20 protein-coding genes are annotated in these 26,077 nt (G+C 68.9%); 10 read left to right on the top strand and 10 right to left on the bottom strand.

The genetic code is table 11. The annotated features are described in order from the left end of the window. Positions 1-20 precede the first annotated feature (20 nt). The gene (locus ACWF0M_RS11885) at positions 21-776 is read left to right on the top strand and encodes a beta-phosphoglucomutase family hydrolase (protein WP_452235618.1); all 756 of its coding nucleotides are present in this window, start codon (positions 21-23) and stop codon (positions 774-776) included. After that, positions 773-3,142 (top strand): glycoside hydrolase family 65 protein, encoded by a 2,370-nt coding sequence (locus ACWF0M_RS11880; RefSeq protein ID WP_452235617.1) that lies wholly within the window; start codon positions 773-775, stop codon positions 3,140-3,142. The genes ACWF0M_RS11885 and ACWF0M_RS11880 overlap by 4 nt, the downstream gene beginning before the upstream one ends. A gap of 4 nt (positions 3,143-3,146) precedes the next feature. Here the strand turns inward: ACWF0M_RS11880 and ACWF0M_RS11875 are convergent, their stop codons facing one another. Then, complete coding sequence (locus tag ACWF0M_RS11875) at positions 3,147-3,401, bottom strand: GlsB/YeaQ/YmgE family stress response membrane protein (protein ID WP_452235616.1); 255 nt, start codon at positions 3,399-3,401, stop codon at positions 3,147-3,149. Positions 3,402-3,518: 117 nt separating this feature from the next. Beyond that, positions 3,519-4,319 carry a hypothetical protein gene (locus ACWF0M_RS11870; protein ID WP_452235615.1) on the bottom strand — a complete coding sequence of 267 codons (801 nt, stop codon included), beginning with the start codon at positions 4,317-4,319 and terminating at the stop codon, positions 3,519-3,521. A gap of 135 nt (positions 4,320-4,454) precedes the next feature. Between ACWF0M_RS11870 and ACWF0M_RS11865 the strand changes: the two genes are divergently transcribed. Further along, positions 4,455-5,558, top strand: a complete 1,104-nt coding sequence (locus ACWF0M_RS11865) for a DNA glycosylase AlkZ-like family protein (RefSeq protein ID WP_452235614.1) — start codon at positions 4,455-4,457, stop codon at positions 5,556-5,558. Positions 5,559-5,589: 31 nt separating this feature from the next. Then, a complete protein-coding gene (locus ACWF0M_RS11860; protein ID WP_452235613.1) occupies positions 5,590-6,969 on the top strand; it encodes a ricin-type beta-trefoil lectin domain protein in 1,380 nt (459 codons plus the stop codon). On the opposite strand, the gene ACWF0M_RS11855 is transcribed toward ACWF0M_RS11860, so the two are convergent. Then, positions 6,863-7,801, bottom strand: a complete 939-nt coding sequence (locus ACWF0M_RS11855; protein WP_452235612.1) for a DMT family transporter — start codon at positions 7,799-7,801, stop codon at positions 6,863-6,865. The genes ACWF0M_RS11860 and ACWF0M_RS11855 overlap by 107 nt on opposite strands. 81 nt (positions 7,802-7,882) lie before the next feature. Here ACWF0M_RS11855 and ACWF0M_RS11850 point away from each other — a divergent pair, with 81 nt between their 5' ends. Continuing rightward, entirely contained in the window at positions 7,883-8,779 is an 897-nt protein-coding gene (locus ACWF0M_RS11850; protein ID WP_452235611.1) for a LysR family transcriptional regulator, read from the top strand. Between the two features lie 256 nt (positions 8,780-9,035). Here the strand turns inward: ACWF0M_RS11850 and ACWF0M_RS11845 are convergent, their stop codons facing one another. From ACWF0M_RS11845 to ACWF0M_RS11830, 4 genes are all read right to left on the bottom strand, one after another. Beyond that, the gene (locus ACWF0M_RS11845) at positions 9,036-10,271 is read right to left on the bottom strand and encodes a DUF222 domain-containing protein (protein WP_452235610.1); all 1,236 of its coding nucleotides are present in this window, start codon (positions 10,269-10,271) and stop codon (positions 9,036-9,038) included. A gap of 126 nt (positions 10,272-10,397) precedes the next feature. Beyond that, complete coding sequence (locus tag ACWF0M_RS11840; protein WP_452235609.1) at positions 10,398-10,592, bottom strand: DUF1918 domain-containing protein; 195 nt, start codon at positions 10,590-10,592, stop codon at positions 10,398-10,400. Positions 10,593-10,657: 65 nt separating this feature from the next. Next, the gene (locus ACWF0M_RS11835; RefSeq protein ID WP_452235608.1) at positions 10,658-12,070 is read right to left on the bottom strand and encodes an ATP-binding protein; all 1,413 of its coding nucleotides are present in this window, start codon (positions 12,068-12,070) and stop codon (positions 10,658-10,660) included. Positions 12,071-12,084: 14 nt separating this feature from the next. Continuing rightward, complete coding sequence (locus ACWF0M_RS11830) at positions 12,085-12,762, bottom strand: response regulator transcription factor (RefSeq protein ID WP_452235607.1); 678 nt, start codon at positions 12,760-12,762, stop codon at positions 12,085-12,087. 122 nt (positions 12,763-12,884) lie between these two features. Between ACWF0M_RS11830 and yicI the strand changes: the two genes are divergently transcribed. Further along, positions 12,885-15,116, top strand: a complete 2,232-nt coding sequence (yicI, locus tag ACWF0M_RS11825; RefSeq protein ID WP_452235606.1) for an alpha-xylosidase — start codon at positions 12,885-12,887, stop codon at positions 15,114-15,116. Here yicI and ACWF0M_RS11820 read toward each other — a convergent pair. Next, a complete protein-coding gene (locus ACWF0M_RS11820; protein ID WP_452235605.1) occupies positions 15,065-18,013 on the bottom strand; it encodes a glycoside hydrolase family 3 C-terminal domain-containing protein in 2,949 nt (982 codons plus the stop codon). The two genes, yicI and ACWF0M_RS11820, sit on opposite strands and share 52 nt — an antisense overlap. 115 nt (positions 18,014-18,128) lie before the next feature. Beyond that, on the bottom strand, positions 18,129-19,322 hold the full coding sequence (locus tag ACWF0M_RS11815; RefSeq protein ID WP_452235604.1) for an ROK family protein: 1,194 nt from the start codon (positions 19,320-19,322) through the stop codon (positions 18,129-18,131). A gap of 122 nt (positions 19,323-19,444) precedes the next feature. On the opposite strand from ACWF0M_RS11815, the gene ACWF0M_RS11810 reads away from it, so the two are divergent. The 4 genes from ACWF0M_RS11810 to ACWF0M_RS11795 all read left to right on the top strand — a co-directional run bounded on the left by ACWF0M_RS11810 (position 19,445) and on the right by ACWF0M_RS11795 (position 24,962). Continuing rightward, positions 19,445-21,112, top strand: coding sequence for an extracellular solute-binding protein (locus tag ACWF0M_RS11810; protein WP_452235603.1), 1,668 nt, complete (start codon positions 19,445-19,447; stop codon positions 21,110-21,112). A gap of 88 nt (positions 21,113-21,200) precedes the next feature. Further along, complete coding sequence (locus ACWF0M_RS11805; RefSeq protein ID WP_452235602.1) at positions 21,201-22,109, top strand: ABC transporter permease; 909 nt, start codon at positions 21,201-21,203, stop codon at positions 22,107-22,109. Beyond that, complete coding sequence (locus tag ACWF0M_RS11800) at positions 22,106-23,011, top strand: carbohydrate ABC transporter permease (RefSeq protein ID WP_452235601.1); 906 nt, start codon at positions 22,106-22,108, stop codon at positions 23,009-23,011. The genes ACWF0M_RS11805 and ACWF0M_RS11800 overlap by 4 nt, the downstream gene beginning before the upstream one ends. A 4-nt stretch (positions 23,012-23,015) precedes the next feature. Beyond that, complete coding sequence (locus tag ACWF0M_RS11795; protein ID WP_452235600.1) at positions 23,016-24,962, top strand: beta-galactosidase; 1,947 nt, start codon at positions 23,016-23,018, stop codon at positions 24,960-24,962. Here ACWF0M_RS11795 and ACWF0M_RS11790 read toward each other — a convergent pair. Then, positions 24,938-25,957, bottom strand: a complete 1,020-nt coding sequence (locus ACWF0M_RS11790; protein WP_452235599.1) for a LacI family DNA-binding transcriptional regulator — start codon at positions 25,955-25,957, stop codon at positions 24,938-24,940. The two genes, ACWF0M_RS11795 and ACWF0M_RS11790, sit on opposite strands and share 25 nt — an antisense overlap. Positions 25,958-26,077: the final 120 nt, after the last annotated feature.

Below are 26,077 nucleotides of genomic sequence, written 5' to 3'. Positions count from 1 at the left end.
CGGCCGCTACTGTGGGATCCATGCTGGGACTACCTACGGGGATCCAGGCCTGCTTGTTCGACCTGGACGGTGTACTCACCGACACCGCTGCTGTCCACGCCGCCGCGTGGAAAGAAATGTTCGACGAGTTCCTGCGCGACTACGCGACGCAGCACGGGATCGCCTTCCAGGCGTTCGACGCGCGGGCGGAGTACGACGCGTACGTCGACGGCAAGCCGCGGGCCAACGGCGTCCGGGACTTCCTCACCGCGCGCGGCATCACGCTGCCGGAAGGGACCGCCGACGATCCACCGTCCGCGATGACCGTGAACGGCCTCGGCAACCGGAAGAACGAGGCCGTGCAGCGGCGGATCCGGACCGAGGGCGTGCACGTGTTCGAGGGCTCCCGGCGGTACCTGCAGGCCGCCGAGAAGGCAGGTCTCCGGCGGGCCGTGGTGTCGTCGAGCGCGAACACCCGCGAGGTGCTGGACGTCACCGGACTCGCCCAGTACGTCGAGCAGATCGTCGACGGCGTAACGATCCGGACCGAGGGTCTGAAGGGAAAGCCGGCGCCGGACACGTTCCTGGCCGCGGCCAAGGGCTTCGGGCTGGAGCCGTCCGCGGCGGCAGTCTTCGAAGACGCACTCGCCGGCGTGTCCGCCGGCCGTGCGGGCCACTTCGGGCAGGTGATCGGAGTGGACCGCGTCGGCCAGGCGGCCGAACTGAAGTCGCACGGCGCCGACGTGGTGGTCCGCGACCTCGCCGAGCTGTTGCCGACACAGGTGGAGAACCAATGATCGACCGAGGCCACCACCCGATCGAGCCGTGGCGGCTCCGCGAGACACGACTCGCGCTCGACAAGCTGGCCCAGGCGGAGTCCCTGTTCGCGCTGTCGAACGGTCACATCGGCCTGCGCGGCAACCTCGACGAGGGCGAGCCGTACGCGATTCCCGGCACCTACCTGAACTCGTTCTACGAGCAGCGCCCACTGCCGTACGCCGAGGCCGGCTACGGCTACCCGGAGTCCGGGCAGACCCTCGTCGACGTCACCAACGGCAAGCTGATCCGGCTGCTCGTCGACGACTCGCCGTTCGACGTCCGCTACGGCTACCTGTCCAAACACGAACGCTCGTTGGACTTCCGGACCGGCATCCTCGAACGCGACGTGGACTGGACATCACCCGGCGGCAAGCGGATCAAGGTCCGCAGCCGTCGCCTGGTGTCCCTCACCCAGCGCGCGGTGGCCGCGATCGAGTACGTCGTGGAGCCCGTCGACCAACCGGCCCGCTTCGTGATCCAGTCCGAGCTGGTCGCCAACGAGGCGCAGCCGAAGCTGTCGGATGATCCGCGCGTGGCCGCCGTACTCGACAACCCGTTGAAGCCGGTCAGCCACGACGGTGGTGAGCATGGGACCGTCCTCATCCACCGGACCACGCGGAGCCAGCAGTTGATGGCCGCGGCGATGGCGCACGAGGTGGACACCACGGCCCGCTACGCAATGGACCAGGACGTCCGCGAGGACTGGGCGCGGACCACGGTGATCTGCCAGCTGCAGCCGGGCGAGAGCCTGCGCGTGGTGAAGTACCTGACCTACGGCTGGTCCAGCCTGCGGTCGGAGACTGCCATCCGGGACCAGGTCGCGGCCGCGCTTGCGAGTGCCCGCTTCTCCGGCTGGGACGGGTTGACCAAGCAGCAGGTCGAGTTCCTGGACGACTTCTGGGACGGCGCCGACGTCGAGGTGCAGGGGCACCCGGAGCTGCAGCAGGCGGTGCGGTTCGCGCTCTTCCACGTCCTGCAGGCCGGTGCGCGCGCCGAGCGGCGCGCGATCCCGTCGAAGGGGCTGACCGGAGCCGGGTACGACGGGCACACGTTCTGGGACACCGAGGGCTTTGTGCTGCCGGTGCTGACCTACACCATGCCGGATGCGGCCGGTGACGCGCTGCGCTGGCGACATTCGACGCTGCAACTGGCCAAGCAACGGGCCGAGGAGCTGGGGTTCAAAGGCGCCGCTTTCCCGTGGCGGACGATCCGCGGCCAGGAATGCTCCGGCTACTGGCCTGCTGGTACGGCGGCGTTCCACATCAACGCCGACATCGCCGAGGCCGTCATGCGGTACTACCGGGCCACCGGCGACGAGGACTTCCTGGACGAGGTCGGGCTGGAGCTGCTGATCGAGACCGCCCGGCTGTGGATCTCGCTGGGCCACCACGACCGCGAAGGCCGATGGCACCTGCCCGGTGTGACCGGCCCGGACGAGTACAGCGCCGTTGCCGACGACAACGTTTTCACGAACCTGATGGCGGCGCGCAACCTGCGATCCGCGGCCGAGGTCGCGGCGAAGCTGCCGGCGAAGGCGCGGGAGTTCGGTGTCGACAGCGACGAGGAGGCCGCGTGGCGGGACGCGGCCGCTGCCGTCTACGTGCCGTACGACGAGGCGCTCGGCGTACACCCGCAGTCCGAGGGTTTCACCGGGTACGCCGTGTGGGACTTCGAGGGCTACAGGGACAGGTACCCGCTGCTGTTGCACGCGCCGTACTTCCAGCTCTACCGCACCCAGGTCGTGAAACAGGCCGACCTGATGCTGGCAACGTACTGGTGTGGTGATGCCTTCACCGCCGAGGAGAAGGCCCGGAACTTCGACTACTACGAGCGGCTGACAGTGCGGGACTCGTCGTTGTCGGCGTGCGTGCAGGCCGTGATGGCGGCCGAGGTCGGGCATCTGGATCTGGCCTACGACTACGCGTACGAGGCCGCGCTGATCGACATGCGCAACCTGCACCACAACACCGGCGACGGGCTGCACATGGCGTCGCTCGGTGGCGCGTGGAGCGCGCTGGTGGCCGGGTTCGGCGGGTTGCGCGAGCGGGACGGCAGCCTGTCGTTCGATCCGGCGCTGCCGATCGGCCTGGCCGGGCTGAGCTTCGCGATTCGGTGGCGCGGCGTCCGGCTGAAGGTGGAGATCGATCCGGTGTCGGTGAAGTACACGGTGCACGACGGGCCGGACGCGTCGATGACGATCCGGCACGCCGGCGAGGAGCTCACGGTCACTGCGAAGCAGCCGGTGATCCGGACACTGGAGAAGCGCCGGCCGTTGCTGCCCCGGCCGCCACAGCCGCCGGGCCGAGAGCCGCGGCCGGCGATGGCGATCAACGAGGACGGTTAGCGGGTCACTTCTTGTTGCGTGCGGCCAGCGACTCGGCGGTGCCGACGAGCATCACCGACGAGATCACCGCGACGATGAAGCCGAGCACGTTCAGCTCGAAGATGCCGCCGGTGCCGAGGATGCTCGCGATGGTCCCGCCGATCACCGAGCCCGCCAGTCCGAGCAGCAGCGTGGCGAGCAGGCCGAGCTTCTGCTTGCCGGGCGTGAAGAGCCGGGCCAGCGCTCCGATGACGAGTCCGGCGATGATGAAGCCGATCATGGCTGATGTCCTCCGAGGGTCGAACGGTATGACTCCAGTCTGCCGTCGCGACCTGGCCCGCGGCAGTGGAGTTCTCCCTGACCGGACCCGGAGCCGACCCTGGGTGAGCTCAGCCGGTCATTGCACGGTGACGGTGAACAGTTGGCTGTTGGCGAGCAGGTGGGGAGCGCCGCCGAGCCGCCCGATGACGGTGGCCTCGAGCTGCTCGGTCGCGCGCGCGTTGCCCAGCAGCAGCGCCTTGTAGCCGGACCGGCAGGTGGCGCGGGGGCTCAGGATCTCGGCGTACAACTCGATGTCCACCCACCTCGGGTGCTTCTTGAACACCGTCAGGGTGCTCTTCGCGCACCGGACAAGCACCGGACGGGTGTGCTCCGAGCTGACGGTGAGCAGCAGTTGGTCGGCGAGTGCCTTCGCGACGAAGTACTCCGCGCTGGACACGCGGTCCTGGAGGTAGCGGACGCCAGCCCTCTCCTTGGCGTCGTCGCTGAGCGCGCAGACCGCCCACTTCGGCGGCAGATTGATCACTTGACCCAACGGCACGTACGGCGGGATGCCCAGGATCTTCGCGCCGCTGTTGTTGACGGCGATCAGCGCGGCCCGCGACGCCTGGTCCTGCGGGTTGGCGTACGGCGCGGCCACCAGGCGGCTGGTGAAGTTCGAGTCCGGGATGACGACGACCGACAGGCTGCCGGTGTTCTTCAGGAGTAACGACGTACCGCTCGGGTCGGTGCTGAGGGTCAGTTGGACGCCGTCGGTCTCGGCCTCCGTCGCGAGCGGAACGGTCGACCGGGCGCAGTCGGTTGCTGGTTTGAGAGACGTCTGCGTGCGCGGTGCGACCGTCGTCGGCGGCACCGTGGGCGGCGGGCTGGACCCTTCGGCGACAGAACAGCCCGCGACGACCATCGTCGCCAGCATCACAGCACAGGGCATAAGCGCCCGACCACGTACTGTCACCACGACCCCCTGAACTCCGAGCGCCAGGTCCCCACCCGCTCGGCTACAACCCCAGACTCACTCCAAGGATACGTCCACGCCATGCCCTAGCCTCAGATCGTGACCGTTATTCAGCTGTCGAAACGGGATGCCAGGCGGCTGGCTGTGCGGGCGCAGTTGCTGACCAGCGAGCGACCGGCGGACCTGTTCGAGGTCGTCCGCGGGCTGAACGTGGTGCAGCTCGACCAGACGGCGTACGTCGCGCCGAATGCCGACCTGGTGGCGTGGAGCCGGCTCGGTTCGTCGTACGACCCGACCGAGCTGGCCGACGCGCTCGCCTCGCTGGAGCTCCTGGAGCTGCGCGGGTTCGTGCGCCTGCCGGAGACGCTCGCGCTGTTCCGGGCCGAGATGGCGGCGTGGCCGAGCGATGGGGAGCCGCTCGACTGGCAGGAGTACCGGCGGGACTGGGTGCGGGCCAACGAGGGCTGTCGCGTCGACATCCTCGAGCGGTTGCGGCAGGACGGTCCGCTGGTGATGCGCGAGCTGCCGGACACCTGCGTGAAGCCGTGGAGGTCGAGCGGCTGGACCAACAACCGGAACGTGTCGCAGCTGCTCGAGTTCATGATGCAGCGCGGCGAGGTGGCGATCGCGGGCCGCGACGGCCGGGACCGTCTGTGGGACCTCGCGTCCCGGATCTACCCGGACGATCCGGCGGTGCCGGTCGCGAAGGCGGCCCGGATGCGGGACGAGCAGCGGCTGCGCTCGATGGGTCTGCTGCGGGCGAAGGGACCGGCCTGTCCGGGCGAGCCGCTCGACGCCGGCGAGGCGGGGGAGCAGGCCGTCGTGGACGGCGTCCGCGGCCAGTGGCGGATCGATCCGGAGCTGCTCGACCGGCCGTTCAAAGGACGTACGGCGCTCGTGTCGCCGCTGGACCGCTTGGTGTACGACCGGAAGCGGCTGCTGGAGATCTTCGACTTCGACTACCAGCTGGAGATGTACAAACCGGTCGCGAAGCGAAAATGGGGGTACTTCGCACTCCCGATCCTGCACAACGACCGCCTGGTCGGAAAACTCGACGCGATGTCGGACCGCAAGGCCGGCATCTTCCGCGTGCACGCGATCCACGAAGACGAACCCTTCTCCAAAACCCTCACGACCGCCGTCCACCGCGAGCTCCGCGACCTCGCGAACTGGCTCCAACTGGAACTCGTCCTGAGCTCTTGACCGGCGGCTCTGTTCACGTAAACATCCAGGGATGAGATCAACCGCGCGCAGTCTCCTCGCCCTCCTGTTGTGCTTCGTCGCGCTCTGCGCCGCGGTCCCCGGCGCCGCCGCGAGTCCGCCGCGCACGAACGATTTCCGGGGCGTCAACTGGGCCGATCCGCGCGACAACTACGCCGACGACGAGGTTGTCCCGTCGGGACTGAGTACGGCGGACGACTACGCGACGACGTACCGCAAGGCACTCGGGATCGTGGGCGAGTTCCGCAAGGAACTGAAGGCGAACACGATCCGGCTCCCGATCAACCCGTCGAGTGTGGGCACCGACTGGTGGCGCTCGTACCGCGCGGCGATCGACGCGTCGGCGGCCAGTGGCTTCAAGGTGATCCTCAGCTACTGGGAGGCCGACAACGCGAAGGACGGGCGGGTCGACGATCCGGCGGCGTACGCGGCGATGTGGGACACCGTGGTGCAGGCGTACCGGCGGAACCCGCACGTGTACTTCGAGCCGATGAACGAACCGTTCGGGTACACGCTGACCGAGTGGGTGTCGCTGACCTCGTCGTGGATCGCGCGGCACAGCGATGTTCCGCGCGGGCGCATCGTGATCTCCGGGACGGGCTACAACGACAACGTGACCGGGGTCGGTGCGGCGCCGGAGCTGAACGGCACGTTGCTGTCATTGCACTTCTACGGCTTCTGGGCGTCCGACACGAACGAGGCCGCCTGGCTGGCGAACCTGCGGCCGCGGATCGGATCGTACGGCTGGCGGACGATCATCGACGAGGCCGGCTCACCGATGACGATCGGCCTGAACTACGGCAACCACGAGGGAAACGTCTACACGTCGTACCTGGCCGCGCTCACCCAGGTCGCCCGCGAGCAGCGGATGGGCATCGTCTACTGGCCGGGTCTGCGCACCGGCGACTCGTACTCGCTGACGACGCAGGTCGGCCCGAGCGATCTCCAGGTCAACAGCATCAGCGGACGCGAGCAGTTGTGGTGGGGTTGGGGCCTCCTGCGAGACGAGCCGACGAACACTGAGCCGCCCGCCCCGCCGGGTCAGCCCCTGCGCGGAGTCGCCAGCAATCGGTGCGTCGACGTACCGGGATTCTCGACCAGCCCGGGTACGGCGCTCGACTTGTGGGACTGCAACAACGGCGGGAACCAGTCGTGGAACCTCACCGCTGCGAACCAGCTGACGGTCTACGCCGACAAGTGCATGACCGCCGGCGCCTCGGCCGTGACCATCGAGACCTGCACCGGCGCCGTCGACCAGGCATGGCAGCTCAACGCAGACCAGACCGTCAGCTCGACCGCTGGGTGCCTGACGGCCAACGGAACGGGGAACGGCGCGGCTGTTGTCGTTGCTGCTTGCGACGGCTCGTCTGATCAGAAGTGGACCCGCTCCTGATCCGGTGGGTGCGTTCGATGGATTGCCCCCAGGTGGTGCCGGCCAGCATGAGCGCGGCGCCGAGGACGGCGGGGACGGTGAGGTGTTCGTTGCCGAGGATGATGCCGATGGCAACGGCCCAGATGGGCTCGGTGCCGAGCAAGAGGCTGGCTCGGCTGGCGGAGGTGCGTTGGACCGCCCAGGTCTGGGCGAGGAAGGCGAAAACGCTGCAGAACAAGGCGAGATAGACCATCTGCAGCCAGGTGCCGACACCGGCGTGCGTCGGCAGATGCGGTACGGCGGGCACCACGAACAACGCCGTACCGACGAGGGTCTGGACGGTCGTCAACTGCAACGGGCGTAGGCCGACGGAGAGGCGTCCGACGAGGGTGACGTGACCCGCGCGGACGACGGCGGCGGCGAGCATGAGCAGGTCGCCGGTGCCGGGGGAGTGCAGACCGTCGGCGGACATCAGCAGTCCGACGGCGACCATGCAGATCGCGGCCGCGAGGTAGAACCGCGGCGGCAGTCCGCGACGGTCGAGCAGCGGCGTGAGGACGAGCGTGAGGCTGATGATCAGTCCGGCGTTCGCGGCGCTGGTGTGCGTGACGCCGTACGTCTCGAGCACCAGGACCGACGCCTGTGTCAGGCCGAGGATCAAGCCGGCCTGCAACTCTTTCCGGCTGATGCCGCGAACCAACGGGACGAGGGCGAGTGCGGAGATGCCGTAGCGGAGGAAGAGCACGGTCAGCACTGGCGCGCTGCCGGTCGCGGTCTTGGCCGCGAGGTAGCTCGAACCCCAGACGACGGCGACCAGGAGCAGGACGAGATCGGTACGGCGGGATCCGGGCACGGGTTCAACGGTGCGGGGTCGTGACGTTGAAGCCAAGTACCAATGTCTTCAGCGACGCTGTAGGACAGCTAAAGTGTCTGAATGGACGAACGGCAGCTGCGAGTGCTTCGGGAAGTCGGTGAGCTGGGGAGTGTGACCGCCGCCGCGGAGGCGTTGCTCGTGACGCCGTCGGCGATCTCACAGCAGCTGCGGCTGCTGCAGCGGTCGATGCCGGTGCCACTGACCGAACGCGACGGCCGCCGGGTCGTGCTGACCGCGGCCGGGCGAGCGTTGGCCGGGGCGGCTGCTGACGTGGAGTCAGCGCTGGCGCGGGCGCGGCAGGTGATCGACGAGTTTGCCGAGCAGCCGGATGCAGTCGTGTCGGTCGCCGCGTTCCACAGTGCGGCCGCGGCGTTCTTCCCGTCGCTGTTGCGGGCGGGCCACGGGCCGCGGGTCAGCCTGCATGACGAAGACGTGCCGCAGGACGAGTTCCCGCCGTTGACCCGGGAGTACGACGTGGTGCTGGCGCATCGGCTGGATCATGCTGCCGCCTGGCCGCGGACCGTCGCGGTCACGCCGTTGCTGCATGAGCCGTTGGACGTCGCCGTACCTGTTGGTCATCGGCTGGCGGCGAAGCGCTCGCTGTCGCCGCGGGACGTGGCGGTCGAGCCGTGGATCACGGTGCACGACGGGTTTCCGTTGATGGCGACGATCGAGGCGATCGGCGCGGCGGCCAACCATCGGCTCGAACTGGTCCACCGCGTGAACGAGTTCACCGTGGTCGCCGAGTTGGTTGCCGCCGGCGCCGGGTTGGCGCTGATCCCGCGATGGACGGCCCGTTCGCATCCAGGCATCGTGCTCCTGCCGATGCGCGGCGTGCACGCGCGGCGGCACATCGATGCGCTGCACCGACCGGAGCGAACGGCCCGGCGCGCGGTGCGCGCAACCCTCACCAACCTCCAGGCCACGGCGGCGACGATCCGCAAGACGAGCACTTGATGGCCTCGCGCGAGTTCGCTGTCACCCCGCCCGGGGCAGTGGTTGTGGTCCGGAGAGGGAGACGGGCGTTGGTCGTGGTGGTGTCGCGGGGAGCGCGAACCACCGTTCGCCTGAAGGTGACCGGAGTCGGGCGTACGGCGTTCGGCCGCAGGCTCGGCGCGCACCTGCGCACCGGCCCGCTGCAAGCCGGCGGGCGATGCCGGCGCCGATGCCGACAGTGCGGGCGGCGCCGGTGACGAGAGCGCTAGGAGCCCTCCTAGGCCGTGTTGCCGAGCAGGGGTGGTGGGTCGGGGTCGGCCCAGGCGGGGCGGCTGACGACCGGGTGGCCATTGTTCATAGCGACCGTGAGCCGTCCGCGGTGCACGTTGGTGTGGTCGCGTTTGCAGAGGAGGGCGAGGTTCTGCAGGGACGTCGGTCCGCCGTCGGCCCAATGGACGATGTGGTGGGCCTCGGACATGCCGGGCGGTGCGCTGCAGGCGATGCAGCCTTTGTCGCGGGCGTTGAGGGCGTGGCGGATGGCGCGGGTGACGAAGCGGTGTTCGGCGCCTACATCGAGGGGTTCGGAGTTCGAGCCGAGGACCAGGGGGATGATTCCGGCGTCGCAGGCGAGCCGTCGTACGACCGCGGCAGAGAGGGGGTCGCCATGGACCAGGTCGCCGCGACCGGAGGTGTCGGTGGCGCCCTTGAGGTCTTCCAGGTCGATGGTGACGGTGATGTGCGGCTTGATCTCGCCGTGGCTGGGTGCCGCGGATCCGGTGCCGGCCGCGGTGGTGAGAACGGCGGTGAGGGCGTCGGCCTGACGCTTGCTGCGCGGACGCGGGTCGCGTTCGCCGTCGGGGGTCTTGTGCGGTTTGGCGCCGGCGAAGATCAGAGTCTGGAAGAGTTCGGCGTTCTCGTCGGCAAGGTAGCCACCGAAGGTGACGCCGCGATCGGCCGGCTTGATCCACAGTGCCTCGCGGGACGACGCTTCGTCCTCGTCGCCACGAGGTTCCGGGCCGTCGGTGTCGAGCCGTTCGCGCATCTCCTTGCCGAGAGTGCGCAAGTCGGCGGGCGGGAGCAGGCCGGCTGCCTCGACCATTGCCTCCTCGGCGACACGGACGTCCTCGACCGGCACACCGGCCGACGTCGGCACCTTCTCGAGTGCGGAGACGATCGCGTCTGCCTGTCGCAGGTTCATCGTTGTCCGGTCGCTCTCGGAACCGGGCGGTCGACCGGTGCCGAGGGCCGCGTTCACGGCCGGGTACTTGTGCAGGGCACGAGCCAGGCGGAGGTCTCGGCGTACGTCGGCGGCGTCCAGGCGGTAGCGGACCGCGAGTAGTTGCACCGTGTCGCGAGCACCGACCTCCTGGGCATAGCCGTCGGCGTCGAGCCCGGCTGACAGGTGGAGGCAGCGCACCTGGAGGCGCGCGATCTCGGCGTGCGCCTCATCGAGAGCCGACAGCTTCTCGCTGCCGCTCATCGACCAAACGGGTCGCTCGTCCAGGATCGCCATACCCAAGACCCTAGACACCCTCACGGACAGTTTTCGACCCGCAAAGCCCTTATCTACAAGGGATCCCGCTATTGGCAACTTCCTGTCAACTTATCCACAGGCGAACCGCGCATGCTCAGCGCCCTCCTAGCTGCTGGCGTGCACGATGTGGGCGTCTGGGCCGGGGAAGAACAGCGACTCGGTGTCGGTGTCGGTCCAGTGCACGAGGTACGGCGGAGCGCCGTTCGGGTCGTGGACCTCGACGATCTGCCCCTCGCGCCGGTGCGCCGACAGGTGGCTGCTCTCCACGACGACATGGTCTCCTGCTGCAGCTTTCACCACACCCACCTCCTCCACCCCAGCTTGGTACCACCACGCGACGGGCACCACCCCTCACCGGGTTTCGGTCAGTTCGGGAGGGTGACGGTGGCTGTGGTGCCGCCGGTGGTCGAGGGGGTCAGGGTGATGGTGCCGTTGTGGGCGCTGGTGATTTCGCGTGCGATCGACAGGCCTAGGCCGGAGCCGCCGCTGGCGCGGGAGCGGCTGGTGTCCAGGCGGACGAAGCGTTCGAAGACGCGTTGGCGGTCCTGTTCGGGGATTCCGTCGCCGTCGTCCGACACCGTGATGATCGCGGATCCGTTCTGCTCGGCCGTGGACAGGTGGACCGTGGTGTGTGCGGCGCGGGCGGCGTTGTCGACGAGGTTCCGCAGTACCTGACTCAAGCGGGCCGGATCGCCGACGATCCGCACCGGATGTACGTCGCCTGTCACGGTCAGTTCAGGCGCCGAACTCCGCAGCCGCTGGATCTCGGCCGCGACGAGGTCGTCGAGATCCACGTCGATCTGCCGCATCCGGATCCCGGTGTCGTCTGCTTTCGCCAGGAGCAGGAGGTTCTCGACCAGCTGACGCATCCGCTCGGTCTCGGTCCCCATGACCTGATGCAGCTCTTTCCACGCCTGCCCGGTCGTGTCCGCCTCGATGACCTCCAGCGCCGCCGTCAGCGTGGCCAGCGGCGACCGCAGTTCGTGGCTCGCGTCCGCGACGAACGCCCGCTGTGTCGCCTGCCCGGTCTCCAGCCGGTCGAGCATCTCGTTCATCGTGACCGCGAGCCGCGCGATCTCGTCCCGGGTCTGCGGCACCGGCACCCGCTCGGTCAGGTCCCGGGTCCCGATGCGCTGCACCCGGCCGCGGATCCGTTCCACCGGACGCAGCGCTTGCCCGACCATCAGCCATCCGGCAACGCCGACCACGATCAGCAACGCCGGAAATCCGATGGCCACGTACTTCGCCACGGTCGCGACCGTCTGCCGCTGGGTCTCCACGGACGACGCGACCACCACTGTGAACGTGCGACCGCCGTACGCCGCTCCCCGCGCGACGATCAGGTACGAGTGGTCGTCGTCGATCAACGGCATCCCGCCGACCTGGGCCCGGAGCAGCGCGTCAGCGGGTGGACGGAGATCGGTCAGTGGGGTGGTGTCGACCCGGGTCGAGGATGCCGCGACGACCCCGCCGGACGGGTCGAGCACCTGGATCAGCTGGCCCGTGCGCGTGGTCTCGGCGAGGTCCTGGGTGAGTCCCGCCGTACCCTTCGCGCTGACCTGCCGAGCCACGTCGCCGACGCGACCTTCAGCGGCGTCGGAGACCTCGGTGATCAGGGCGCGCTGCAGGAGCAGCAGCAGCGCGGCCGCGCCGATCATCATCGCGACGGCGACCACGATCACCGCCGCTGCGGTCGAGCGGCTCCGCACACTGGCCTGCCGCAGACCGCCGGCGGTCCGGTGCCACCCGTCGACGCGACGTCGTACCACCGTGCTCACATACCTAGTCTCGCTCAGCCGCCTTCGGGGTTGAGTCGGTAGCCCATCCCGCGGATGGTTTCGATGGCATGCCGGGCGAACGGGGTGTCGATCTTCTTCCGCAGGTACCGGACGTAGACCTCGACGACGTTCGGGTCGCCGTCGAAGGCCGGATCCCAGACCCCGGCCAGGATCTCGGCCTTGCTGACGGTGTCCCCGCGGTGCCGCATCAGGAACTCCAGGAGCCCGTACTCGCGGGGCGTGAGGGTGATCTCCCGCCCGTTGCGCTCCACCCGCCGCCGGGCCACGTCGAGCGTCAGGTCGCCGGCCGTCAGCACCACCGGGCGCTCCGGCCCGCCGCGCCGGATCAGCGCCCGCAGCCGGGCGACCAGGACCAGGAAGCTGAACGGCTTGGTCAGGTAGTCGTCCGCGCCGAGATCGAACGCGTCGGTCTGGTCGTACTCGCCGTCCTTCGCGGTCAGCATCAGCACCGGCGTCCAGATCCCGCGCGCCCGGAGCAGCTCGAGCACCCGGTACCCGTTCAGTTTCGGCAGCATGATGTCCAGCACGATCACGTCGTAGCTGTGCTCGGTCGCGGCCCACACCGCGTTCTCGCCGTCGTGGACCAGCTCCACCACGAACCCGGCGTCGGTCAGCCCACGGTGCACCGTGTCGGCCAGCCGCAGTTCGTCCTCGACCATCAGCACTCGCATTCTCACAGTCTCACTGCAAACCGCTGAGAATCCGCTGAGAGGACGCAACTTGACGCCGTGAAGTTGGGGTCCCTACGGTTGTCGAAGCGCTTCGACAATCCCGCCGAGAGAGGCCGTCCACGATGAAGTTCACCGATGGGTACTGGCAGTTGCGGGCGGGGCTCACCCGGTTACGGCCGGCCGAGGTCGAGAGCGTGCAGGCGGGGGACCGGGACCTGACCGTGTTCGCGCCGGTCAAGCGGATCGAGCGGCGCGGTGACACGCTCAACCAGCCGATGTTCACGGTGACGTTCTCCTCGCCCGCCCGCGGTGTGATCGGCGTCCGGATCGCGCACCATCTCGGCGCGTTGCCCGCGCGGCCGTCGTACCGGCTGAACACCGACGACGAGCATCCGGTGAAGGTCGACGTCGGCGCGACCGAGGCGCGGCTGACCTCCGGCGAGCTGAGCGTGGTCCTCGCGCTCGACGGGCCGTGGGACGTGCGTTTCGAGCAGGACGGGAAGCCCCTGACGAACTCGGGGGAGTGCAGCGTCGGCCTGATCACCGATGCCGACGGCAAGCATTACGTGCACGAGCAGCTGGCGCTGGGGGTCGGCGAGACGATCTACGGGCTCGGTGAGCGGTTCGGCGCGTTCGTCAAGAACGGTCAGGTCGTCGACAGCTGGAACGCCGACGGCGGTACGTCGAGCGAGCAGGCGTACAAGAATGTCCCGTTCTTTCTGAGCAGCAAGGGGTACGGCGTACTCGTCGACAGCCCCGCCCGCGTGTCCTTCGAGGTCGGCTCGGAGGTCACGTCCCGCAACCAGTTCAGCGTCGAAGGAGAAGAGCTCGGGTACTACGTCTTCGCCGGTCCGGCGCCCAAGGACGTACTGCGCCGCTACACCGCGCTCACCGGACGACCCGCCCGCGTGCCCGCCTGGTCGATGGGGCTGTGGCTGTCGACCTCGTTCACCACGGACTACACCGAGGAGACCACGAGCGCGTTCGTCGACGGGATGGCGTCGCGGGACCTGCCACTGAGCGTGTTCCATTTCGACTGTTTCTGGATGCGGCAGTTCCACTGGTGCGACTTCGTCTGGGACCCGATCGCGTTCCCCGATCCGGCCGGGATGGTGCGCCGCCTCAAGGATCGCGGTCTGCGGGTCAGCCTGTGGATCAACCCGTACATCGCGCAGCGCTCGGTGCTGTTCGAGGAGGGCCGCCGGCTCGGGTACCTGCTGAAGCGTCCGGACGGATCGGTCTGGCAGTGGGACCTGTGGCAGGCCGGGATGGCGATCGTCGACTTCACCAACCCGGACGCGACCGAGTGGTTCCGTTCGAAGCTGCAGGCCCTGATCGACATCGGCGTCGACTGCTTCAAGACCGACTTCGGCGAACGCATCCCGACCGACGTCGTCTGGTACGACGGCTCCGACCCGGAGCGGATGCACAACTACTACGCGCAGCTCTACAACGCGGCCGTATTCGGGCTGCTGGAGGAGAACCGGGGCGCAGGTGACGTGGTGTTGTTCGCGCGCTCGGCCACCGTCGGCGGGCAGCAGTTCCCGGTGCACTGGGGCGGCGACTGCGAGTCGACGTTCGAGGCGATGGCGGAATCGCTGCGCGGCGGGCTGTCGCTGGCCTCGTCGGGATTCGGCTACTGGAGTCACGACATCGGCGGGTTCGAGGGCACGCCGGATCCCGCGATCTTCAAGCGGTGGGTCGCGTTCGGGCTGCTCTCGTCGCATTCCCGGCTGCACGGCTCGTCGTCGTACCGGGTGCCGTGGGCGTTCGACGAGGAGGCGGTCGACGTACTGCGGAAGTTCACCAAGCTAAAGCTGTCGTTGATGCCGTACCTGGTCGCGGCCGCCGAAGAGGCGCATCGCGACGGGGTGCCGATGATGCGGCCGCAGGTGCTGGAGTTCCCGGACGATCCCGCGGTCGCCTATCTGGACCGCCAGTACCTGCTGGGACCGGATCTGCTCGTCGCGCCGGTGATGAGCTTCGACGGCGAGGTCTCGTTCTACCTGCCACGGGGGCGCTGGACGTCGCTGCTGACCGGTGAGGTGCTGACCGGCCCGGCGTGGGTGCAGCAGACGCACGGGTTCGACTCCCTGCCGCTTTACGTGCGGGAAGGCGCGGTGATCCCGATCGGTGCCGTCGACGACCGGCCCGAGTACGACTGGGCAGACGGCGTGGAACTGCGCTGGTTCGAGCCGTCCGACGGACAGGTCACGACAGTCGCGCTCGGAGATGTCGTGTTCGAGCTGACGCACCGGGCCGGCGAGGTCGAGTCCCGCGTGGTCGAGGGCACCTGCGAGCGCTACACCGTCAAGCTCTCCAGCACCACGTCTGCTGCCGAGAACACGATGTAGAGAGTGTGTGTCAGCTCGACAGGACGTATATGTCCACTGCCCAGTGGCTGGGCTGGATTCCCCGCGTGCGCGGGGGTGCGGTCGCCGCCAGTGGACGTATACGTCCTGTCGAGCTGCACGTTCCCCGCGATCGAGGTGAGGGTGTCCGTGGGCGGCACCTGCAGCGTGCTGACCAGTTCACCGTGGATCGGGTCGTCCAGGCGGAGGTCGATGGTGGCGGGTTCTGTGCCGTGGTTGGCGGCCTGGACCTGGTACGTCGTCGGTTCGAGCAGGATGTCGTCGAAGGCCAACCAGGCTTGGGGTTCCAGCGAGCGGACCGCGTCGCCGCGGTCGCGTGATGCGGTCGTCATCGCGATGGCGCAGTACTCGTCGAAGCTGGTGGCGGCGAGGTGGGTGAGCGTTCGAGGCGGGATCCGCTCGCCCTGCACGTCGAGGGTCGCAGTCAGTCGGAGATCGGTGCTGGACCGGCCGATCATGATGCTGTGCCGCGCGGTCTCGACGCAGCGCCGGTCCCGCGTCACGTCCCAGAAACCGAGATCCGCGGCCGCGACGGTCAGCTCGACCGCCACGGTCTCACCCGGCTCCAGCCCCACTCGCTGGAAGCCGCGCAGCTGGCGCAGCGGTTGCTTGACCCGCGAGCGCTGCTGCCGCGTGTACAGCTGAGCGATCTCCGTCCCCGGTCGATCACCGGTGTTCGCGACGGTGAACGTGACGCGGACCTCGCCGTCCGCCGCCGTGGACGGTGCGCTCAGCTGCAGGTCGCCGTACTCGAAGGTGGTGTAGCTGAGGCCGTGGCCGAAGGGGTAGAGCGGCGTGCCCCGGTAGTACAGGTACGTCGCGTCCGTCGCGATGATGTCGTAGTCGAGCAGACCGGGCAGGTCCGCGGCGGAGTGGTACCAGGTCTGCGTCAGCCGGCCCGCCGGGTCGTGGTCGCCGAAGAGTACGTCGGCCAGCGCGCGACCGTACTCCTGCCCGCCGTGCGCGGACCACAGGATCGCCGGGAGGTGCTGCTGCGCCCAGCTGATCGCGTACGGGTAGCTGCTGCTCAGGACCAGCACGGTCCGCGGGTTCGCAGCGTGCACCTGCCGGATCAGACGGTCCTGCGCGGGCGGCAGGTCCAGGGTCTCCCGGTCCTCGGTCTCGCGACCGTTCACCAGCGGGTGGTTGCCCGCGACAACGATCGTGACGTCGGCACGGGCGGCCAGCTCGGCGGCGGTCGCGGCGCCGTCGACCACCACGTCGAGCTCGAACGCGGTCCCCTCTTCGGCCAACCCGACAGCGCCGACCGGGCCGACCGCGCCGTGCTCGCTGGGTGGGTCGACTAGGAGGTAGTGGCCGGTGTGGAGGTGCTGGACGAGCACGGTGTTCGCCGACTGCACGAGTCTGAAGGTCTGCTTGACCTCCCAGCCGTTCGGGCCGGGCTGGTCCGCGACCAGTTCGCCGTCGTCGGTGACGGTCAGATGCCGGCCGTTCCGCACCGAACGCAACGCCCAGGCGTCACCGCCCCAGTCGAAGAGATCGAACTCGCCGACCTCGGTGCTGGTCCGCAGGACCGCGTCCGCGCCGACGCAGAGGTACGACGACGAGCCCGCGATCCGGAGCGTGATCCGGTCGACGCCCTCGCAGTACTCGACTTGGCCGAGTCGCTCCTTGATGCCGTCCAGCGCAGTGACCTGGTAGGGCAGGGTCCCGGCGTACCAATCCTCCGAGAGCGTGCCGGCGAGCGGGCCGACCACCGCGACGCGCGTCGATGCGTTGAGCGGCAGGACCTGGCCTTCGTGCTTGAGCAGCACGATCGCCTGGCGGGCCGCGTCCTGGGCGAGTCGGCGGTGGGTCGGGCAGTTGACCAGCTCGGGTTCGAGCGCCCGGTACGGGTCGAGTTCGGGCGGGTCGAATTCACCCAGCCGGAACCGGATCGCGAGCGCTCGCCGTACGGCGGTGTCGACATCCGCAGCCGTGATCAGCCCGCGGTCCAGCGCCGCCGTCAACGCCTCGATGGTCGCGGTCGCGTCGACGTCGTCCTGCGTGAAACTGTCCACGCCCGCCTTGAGCGCGGCGGCGTACCCGGTCGGTCCGTCGGGCAGGTACTGCTGCAGGCCGAACAGGTTGGCCGGTGCGTAGGCGTCGCTGACCACGAGTAGTTCGTCGCTCGTCCACGTGCGGAGGAGGTCGTTGATCAGCGGGCTGAGGTGGGCGGGCCGTCCGTTCACCAGGTTGTACGACGGCATCACCGCGACCGCTGCGCCTGCTTCGATCGGCGCGCGGAACGCCGGCAGTTCGTAGTCGTGCAGGACCCGCGGCGGCAGATTGCTCGAGGTCGTGCAGCGGTCGGTCTCGTTGTTGTAGGCAAGGAAATGCTTCAGCGTCGGAGCGGTCTTCAGGTACGTCGGGTCGTCGCCGGCCAGACCGTGTCCGTACGCGGTCGCGATCACCCCGGTCAGCCAGGGATCCTCGGCGTACCCCTCCTCGTTGCGGCCCCAGCGCGGGTCGCGCAACGGGTTCACGACCGGCGCCCAGACGTTCAGGCCGACGCCCGCCGGGTCCTTCCGGTGGAACACGCGAACCTCGTCGCCTACGGCCGCACCGACCGCGCGCACCAGGTCGGGACTCCAGCTCGTGGCCAGGCCGATCGCCTGCGGGAACACGGTGGCCGGACCGTGCCAGGCGACACCGTGCAGCGCCTCGGTGCCGGTGCGGAACGCCTCCACGCCGAGCCGGGCGACGGGCGGCTGGTACTGGTGCAGGAACGCGACCTTCTCGTCCAGGGTGAGCCGGGCGACCAGGTCGTCGATCCGCTCGCCGGTCGGCCCGGCTGGGTCGCGAAACAGGTCGCGAATTGGGTCGCGAATTGGGTCGCGCGATGGGGCGCGGAACGGGGGAGGAGCTGGAGTACTCATCGGCGGTCGACTCCACGGGCTGGGTGCCGAGGTGCTGCGATCAACCGGGCGGAAGGTCATCGAAGCGCTTCGACAATCGGGCGTGAACAGAGGGTTGCATCCCGGGCGCTGACGGTCAAGACCTCGCTGGGAGGCGACCTCGGGTGAGCGGGGTGAGGGCGTGGGCGGTGGCGCCCAGGGGTGTGGCGGTGTGCGGGAAGGTGGACGCGGCGACGGTGCAGCCGCCGGCGTCGGGGGCGATCGTGGCCTCCCGGAGCGCCTTGTCGATCGCCGGGACGAGGTGGTCGGCGAGCAGTGCGTAGGCGCCGCCGAGCAGTACGACCTCGGGATTGAGGATGTTGACCAGCGCCGCGATCCCGTGGCCGAGGTGGGTGCCGGCCTCGGTGAGCACCTTGGTGACGGCGGCGTCCTGTGCGTCGGCGCGCCGGATCAGCGTCTCGAGCTGGTGCTGCGGATCGTCGTCGATGCTGCCGTCGACCTGCTCCAGGATCGCCGGCAGGCTGGCGAGCGCCTCGAGACATCCGCGGCGTCCGCAGCCACACAGCGGTCCGTCCGGGACCAGGCGCAGGTGCCCGATCTCGCCGACGTACCCGAGATGTCCCGCGAGCGGCCGGCCGTCGGCGATGATGCCCGCGCCGACCCCCGTGTCGCCGGTGAGCTGGATGAGGTTCGCCGTACCGGCGTGGGGGCCGTACAGATGCTCGGCCAGCACGCCCAGCGACGCGTCGTTGTCGACCGTCACCGGGATGTCGGGCCGTCCGAGCGCGGCCGCGAGCTCGGCCCGCAGCGGTACGTCGCGCCAGCCGAGTCCGGCGGCGAGTACGACGGCACCGTCGCGATTGACCAGACCGGGTACGCCGACCGTGATGCCGAGGACCTGGCGGCCGGAGGTCTGCACTGTCGTGATCGCGCGGCGGGCCAGCGCGACTACGGCGGCGATGGTCTTCGCCGGGCCGGCGTCGACGCCCGGTCCGGCGCGGTGCCAGCGCAGGATCTGCTCACCGGCCGCGTCGCAGGCGAGCGCGGTCAGGCCGCGCGCGCCGACCTCGAGCCCGATCGTCGCGTACGCCGAACCGTCGAGCACGAGCAGCGTCGCCGGGCGGCCGACGTGGTTCTGGGTCTGCTGCGTCTCGCGGACCAGGCGGCGCTCGAGCAGGTCGCCGACGATGCTCGTCACGGTCGCCTTGTTCAGCCCGGTCCCGGCCGCGATCGCGGCCCGCGAGCACGGGGCCTCCCGGCGCAGGTAGCCCAGCACCGCCGCCAGGTTGGTGGCGCGGATGTCGGTGTGGTCCGCGGTCTGTGTGCTCAAGGTCCATCCCGTCGAAAGCTGTGCCGTCGAGTTTGTTCTGGGTCAGTTCTACACCTTGTCGCGCTGTCGGGTCTGCGTTAATTTGTTTGGCTACTAGCCCAACTAAGTCTAGGGGATGCGACGTGACCGGACCAGTGATCGGCGGCACCAGCCGCCGCACCTTCATCTCCCTGCTCGGCGTCGGCGCGGCGGCGGCCGCGGGTGGGGGGACGCTGACCGGATGTTCGAACGGCGGTTCGGGGTCCAGTACGACGGGCCGCGCCGAGACCGAGGACAAGCTGTCCGGCCTGCTGCCGAAGTACGTCCCGTACGAGTCGGTCAAGCCGGACCTGCCGGGCGAGAACGGCGCCTCGCCCGGCTTCTCGCACTACCCGGCCGAGCTGAAGCGGGCGGTGCCGGACAAGATGGTGCCGAGCGGCAAGGAAGTGTCGGCGATGACGCCGCTGTGGAGCCCGGCCCCGCCCGGACTCGGCAACAACTCGTACTACGACGCGAACAACGAGCGGATCGGCGCGCCGATCAGGTTCAACATCCTGAACGGCAACGACTACGGCGACAAGCTCGGCCCGATCCTTGCGGCCGGCAACGTTCCGGAGCTGCTCTGCATCCCGGGCTGGAACATCTCCAGCCTGACCCGGTTCGGCCAGGCCGCGGACAAGCTGTTCGAGGACCTCACGCCGCACCTGGCCGGCGACAAGGTGTCGGCGTACCCGATGCTGGCCAACCTGCCGACCCGCGCCTGGGCGTACGGCGTCTGGAACTCGCAACTGAAGGCGGTGCCGTTCCCGTCGGACGGGTTCCCGTGGGCGCTGTTCTACCGCAAGGACCTGTTCGACCAGTTCGGGGCGCAGCCGCCGAAGAACGCCGACGAGGTGCTGGCGCTGGGCAAGCAACTGACCGACGCGAAGGCGGGCCGCTGGGCGTTCGGATCGGTCGCCGACGAGATGGCCCGGATGTTCGGCGTACCGGGCGGGTGGATCAAGGACGCCGGCGGAAAGCTGGTGAACAAGATCGAGACGCCGGAGTTCGAGGAGTCGGTGGCGTTCGTCCGCCGGCTGTTCCAGTCGGGGTACGTGCATCCCGAGGTGGTCGCGAACGCCGGCGCGGACGAGAACGCGCTGTTCGAGGGCGGCAAGTTCCTCGTCCGGCAGAACGGGCTGGGCGGCTGGCACGAGGCGCTGCAGCGACAGCAGACCGTCAATCCGAAGTTCGATCCGCAACCGGTGATGCCGTTCGCTCACGACGGCGGTACGCCGATCACGTGGGGCGGCGACCCGGCCGGAATCTTCACCTTCGTGAAGAAGGGGCTCGGCGAGGAGCGGGTGAAGGAGCTGCTCGGCGTCCTGAACTACACGTCGGCGCCGTTCGGGACCGAGGAGTATCAGCTCTACACCTACGGGGTCGAGGGCAAGCACTACACCAAGCAGCCGTCCGGCGCACCGAAGCTCACCGCGCTCGGACAGAAGGAGGTCTCGCAGACGTACGTGTTCCTGGGCGGCCGTCCGACGGCGATCACCGAGAGCGAGTACCCGGGGTATGTCGAGTCGATGAGTGCCTGGCAGAACGCGGCGGCCAAGGTGCGGGAGAAGAACCTGTTCGACGGGATCCGGGTCGAGCAGCCGGCCAAGATGGCGGCGCTGAACCAGCCGTTCGACGATGCCCTCCAGGACATCTACCGCGGTCGCAAGCCGGTCAGCGAGCTGAAGACCGCCGTCAAGCAATGGCAGGACAACGGCGGCAACGAAGGCCGCGACTTCTACGCGAAGGTCCTCAGTGACAACGGTCGGTAGGCGCCCGTCGAGAGGCGACTTTGTGCACCGGGTCCGTACGTCCGGCCGCCGGGCGTACGGATCCCGTGCACAAAGTCGGGCCGGCGGGATGACGTTCCGGCATCGGTTCCGGCGGGACTGGCCGTTGCTGGTGATGGTGCTGCCGGTGGTGGTTCTGCTGGGCGTGTTCCACTACTTCCCGACGCTCGGGAACGTGATCGCCTTCCAGGACTACTCGCCGTACGCCGGGATTCGCGGGAGCGACTTCATCGGGTTCGGGAACTTCCAGCGGATGTTCGGCGAACCCGCCTTCTGGAGGGCGGTCGCGAACACCGTCTCGATCACGGCGGTCCAGCTCGCGTTCTTCTTCCCGATCCCGATCGCTCTGGCGCTGCTGCTGAACAGCGTCCTGTCGTCCAAGCTCCGCAACCTCATCCAGGGCGTCGTCTACCTGCCGCACTTCTTCTCCTGGGTCCTGGTCGTGTCCCTGTTCCAGCAGATGATCGGCGGCGCCGGCCTGCTGGCCCAGACCCTGCGCGACCACGGCCACCAGGCGATCGACCTGATGACGAAACCGGACACCTTCATCCTGCTCGTCACCGCGCAGGCCGTCTGGAAGGACGCCGGCTGGGGCATGATCGTGTTCCTCGCCGCGCTGTCGACCATCAACCCGGCGCTCTACGAGGCCGCCGCGGCCGACGGCGCGAACCGCTGGCGCCGGCTCTGGCACATCACGCTGCCCGGTCTGCGTCCGGTGATCATCCTGCTGTTGATCCTGCGGCTCGGCGACGCGCTGACGGTCGGTTTCGAGCAGTTCATCCTGCAACGCAGCGCCGTCGGCGGCGGCGCTGCCGAGGTACTCGATACCTACGTCTACTACCAGGGCCTGCTCGTCGGCGACTTCGGCTACGGTGCCGCCGCCGGCCTCTTCAAGGGCGTCGTCGGCCTCGTCCTCGTCCTGGTGGCCAACCGATTCGCGCACCTGGTGGGCGAGCAGGGGGTGTATTCGAAGTCATGAGCGCACGAGCTGTCTGGGAGGAAGAGCCGACCGCGGTCGGGCGGTTCGGGAAGCCGGTGGTGCTGGCGTTGATCGCGCTGGCGGTCGCGTTCCCGTTGTACGTCGTGGTGGTGACGAGCCTGTCCACGACCGAGGCGGTGACCCGGGCCGGCGGGCTGGTCGTCGTACCGCGGGAGCTGACCGTGGCGGCGTACGTGCAGTTGCTGTCCGGTGGCGTGGTGACTCGCGCGCTCCTGATCAGCGTCGTGATCACGGTGGTCGGTACGGCGTTCAGCCTCGGGATCACCGTGCTCGCGGCGTACGGGTTGTCGCGGCCGGGATCGTTGTTCCACCGGCCGCTGCTGTTCGTCGTCCTGCTGACGTTCCTGTTCGGGCCGGGCATCATCCCGAGCTATCTCGTGGTCAACGCGCTCGGGCTGATCGATCACTACGCGTCGCTGATCCTGCCGGCGGCGATCTCGGCGTTCAACCTGATCGTGATGCGGTCGTTCTTCATGGGCATCCCGAGCGAGCTGATCGACAGCGCACGCATCGACGGCGCCGGCGAGTTCGCCGTACTGCGCCGGATCGTGCTGCCGTTGTCGAAGGCCGTGGTCGCGGTCGTCGGGCTGTTCTACGCGGTCGGTTACTGGAACGCGTTCTTCAACGCCCTGCTCTACATCAACGACAACGCCAAGTGGCCGCTGCAGATGGTGCTGCGAACCTACATCGTGCAGCAGCAGGCGCTCCCGACCGGCGCCGGCGGTGTGGCGTCCGGCGTCGGCCTGGGCCTGTCACCGGCGCCCGGTCTGGCGATCAAGATGGCGATCGTGGTGATCGCGATCGTGCCGGTCCTGCTGGTCTACCCGTTCATCCAGCGGCACTTCCAGAAGGGCGTCATCATCGGCGCAGTGAAAGGCTAGGTGCATGAGTTTCTGGTACGGCGGCGACTACAACCCCGAGCAGTGGGATCCAGCGGTGTGGAAGGAGGATGTCGACCTGATGCGTCAGGCCGGCGTCAACCTGGTCACCGTCGGCGTCTTCTCGTGGTCGAGCCTCGAACCGGCGCCGGGACGGTACGAGTTCGGTTGGCTCGACCGGGTGCTGGACCTGCTTCACGAGGGCGGGGTGAGCGTGGATCTGGCCACTCCGACCGCGTCGCCGCCACCGTGGTTCAGCCGGCTGCACCCGGAGGCGTTACCGGTGACCGCTGACGGCGTACGGCTCACTCACGGCAGCCGCGACACGTACTGCGTCTGCGCACCGGCGTACCGGGATGCGGCGCGCGGGATCGCGCAGGCGCTGGCCGAGCGGTACCACGAGCACCCGGCGCTTGCGATGTGGCATGTGCACAACGAGTACGGGACGACGTGCTACTGCTCGCTCGCGGCGGGACGCTTCCGCGAGTGGCTGCGGGAGCGGTACGGGTCGCTCGACCGGTTGAACGAGGCGTGGACGACGGCGTTCTGGAGTCAGGGGTACGCCGAGTGGGCGGACATCGAGCCGCCGCGTAAGACGCAGTACCTGGTGAATCCGACGCAGTACCTGGACTATCGCCGGTTCTGGTCCGACGAGTTGCTCGCTGCGTATCTCGAGCAGAAGACCGTGCTGCGCTCGTTCTCCGACGCGCCGGTGACGACGAACTTCGTGTTCGGTGGTTGGGTGCCGGTGAACCACGCGCGGTGGGCGGCCGAGGTCGATATCGTTGCCATCGACCACTATCCGGATCAGGCCGGGATCGGTGCGGAGGAGCAGACCGCGTTCGGCGCGGATCTGGCGCGGGCGTGGGCGGGCGGGAAGCCGTGGCTCTTGATGGAGCAGGCTGCCGGTGGGGTGAACGACGGTCGGCGCCTGCACACGAAGGAGCCGGGGCGGATGGCGCGGCACAGTTTGTCGCATGTTGCACGTGGTTCTCGGGGTGCGCTGTTCTTCCAGTGGCGGGCGTCGCGGGGTGGGGCGGAGATGTACCACTCTGGGATGGTGCCGCATGCCGGCGCGGACAGCCGGATGTTCCGGGAGGTTGTGGAGCTCGGCGCGGTGCTGCCGCGGTTGGCTGAGGTTGCCGAGAGCAACGTTGTTGCCGAGGTCGCGATCGTGTGGGACGTCGAGTGCTGGTGGGCGATGCAGGGGACGCATCTGCCGTCGTCGTCTCTGGACTATCTCGGTGCTGTCCGGTCTGCGCATCGGCACTTCTGGCACGCGGGGGTGACGGTGGACTTCGCGGCGCCGGAGGCCTCGTTGTCGTCGTACCGGGTTGTGGTGGTGCCTTCGCTCTATCTCGTTTCTGATGCGGTGGCCGCGAACCTTGCTCGGTACGTCGAGGGTGGCGGGCAGTTGGTGGTCGGATACTTCAGCGGGATCGTGGATCCGGACGTGCGGGTTCGACTCGGCGGGTATCCGGGGGCGTTCGCGGAGCTGCTCGGGGTGCGGGTCGAGGAGTTCCACCCGGTGCAGGACGAGGTCGCGCTGGCTTCCGGCGGGCGCGGAGGGATCTGGAGCGAGGACGTCCACGCGGTGTCGGCCGAGGTCGTCGACCGGTACGCCGGGGGTGTGCTCGACGGCAAGCCCGCAATCACCCTCCGCCGCGGCGCCGGCACCGCCTGGTACGTCTCCACCGAACTCGACGACGAGACCGCAGCAGCCTTCGTGTCACGCCTCCTCAACGCCGAAGAACCGCCCGCGGGCCGAGGTGGGGACGGGGTGCTGGAGACCGTGCATCGGCGGGATGGCGAGACCACCTGGATCTTCTTCATCAACCACGGTGACGCCGACGTCGGCGTACCAGCGGTTGGTACAGAGTTGGTGACCGGTAGGTCGGTGGATGGAGAGCTCGTGGTGCCCGCCGGAGCTTATGCGGTGGTGCGGTCGGTGTGAGATGTGCTGCTGCCGCGCGCCGTGAGTGCGGGCGGCAGCAGCGTCAGTTCGGGGACGACGCCACCCTCGAGCTTGCTGATCAGCGACTCGACTGCCTGCTCGCCGATCCGTTCGGCGGGGATGGTGACCGACGACAGTTGCGGGACCTGGCGTTCGGCGACGTCGTCGGCGCAGATCGCGACCAGTGACATGTCCTCGGGCACCCGGCGGCCGAGCCGGCGCAGTACGTCGAGGAGCGGGCCGATGATCGGCTCGTTCTGGACCACCAGCCCGGTGATGTCCGGATGCTCGTTCAGCAACTGCTCGACCGTGTGCAGGATCGCATCGAACGTGTGCTCGCAGGGCGTCTCGACCCCGAGCACCCCACGCCGCGCGGCCGCCTCGGCGAACCCGGTGAGAGTGCGCTGCGCGAACCCGGTCTGCCGCTCGTACACGGCCGACGGCGTACCGAGAAGAGCGAGCGATCGATGCCCGAGGTCGGCGAGGTGATCGACGCACTGCGCGCCCGCGGCAACGAAATCGAGGTCGACACAGGTCAACCCGTCGGAATCCTCCGGGTACCCGATCAGCACCGACGGCATCGGCAGCTCCCGCAACATCGGGACCCGCTCGTCGTGCAGTTCGACGTCCATCACCACGAGCGCGTCGACCAACGAGCTCTGCGCGACCCGCTCCAGGCCCTCGGGGCCCTCGTCAGCGGTCAGCAGCAGTACGTCGTGATCGAACCGGCGGGCCGTGGTGACGATCGAGGCCGCGAACTGCATCATCACCGGCACGTGCATGCCGGTGCGCAGCGGGATCACCAGGGCCAGCACGTTGGACCGCTGACTGGCCAGCGCGCGGGCGCTCGCGTTCGGCCGGTAGCCGAGGGCGCGGACGCTGCGCTGCACCCGATCGCGGGTGTCGGACGAGATCGTCCGCTTCCCGCTCAGCACGTAGGACACCGTGCTGGTCGCCACCCCGGCATGCCGGGCGACGTCCGCGATCGTGACCATGGTGCTTCCCCTCTTCTGTCGGCACCCCAGTTCTACCCCAGTCGAAGCGCTTCGACACGCCCAACGCCCCGGTTCCATTCCCGGCGGGGCGGGTTACTCGTGGTCCAGCCGGCGTGGTGC

The organism is Kribbella sp. NPDC055110 (assembly GCF_053607525.1).
Note: the sequence above shows the minus strand (reverse complement) of the source record. Positions and strands in the feature narration are given on the sequence as shown.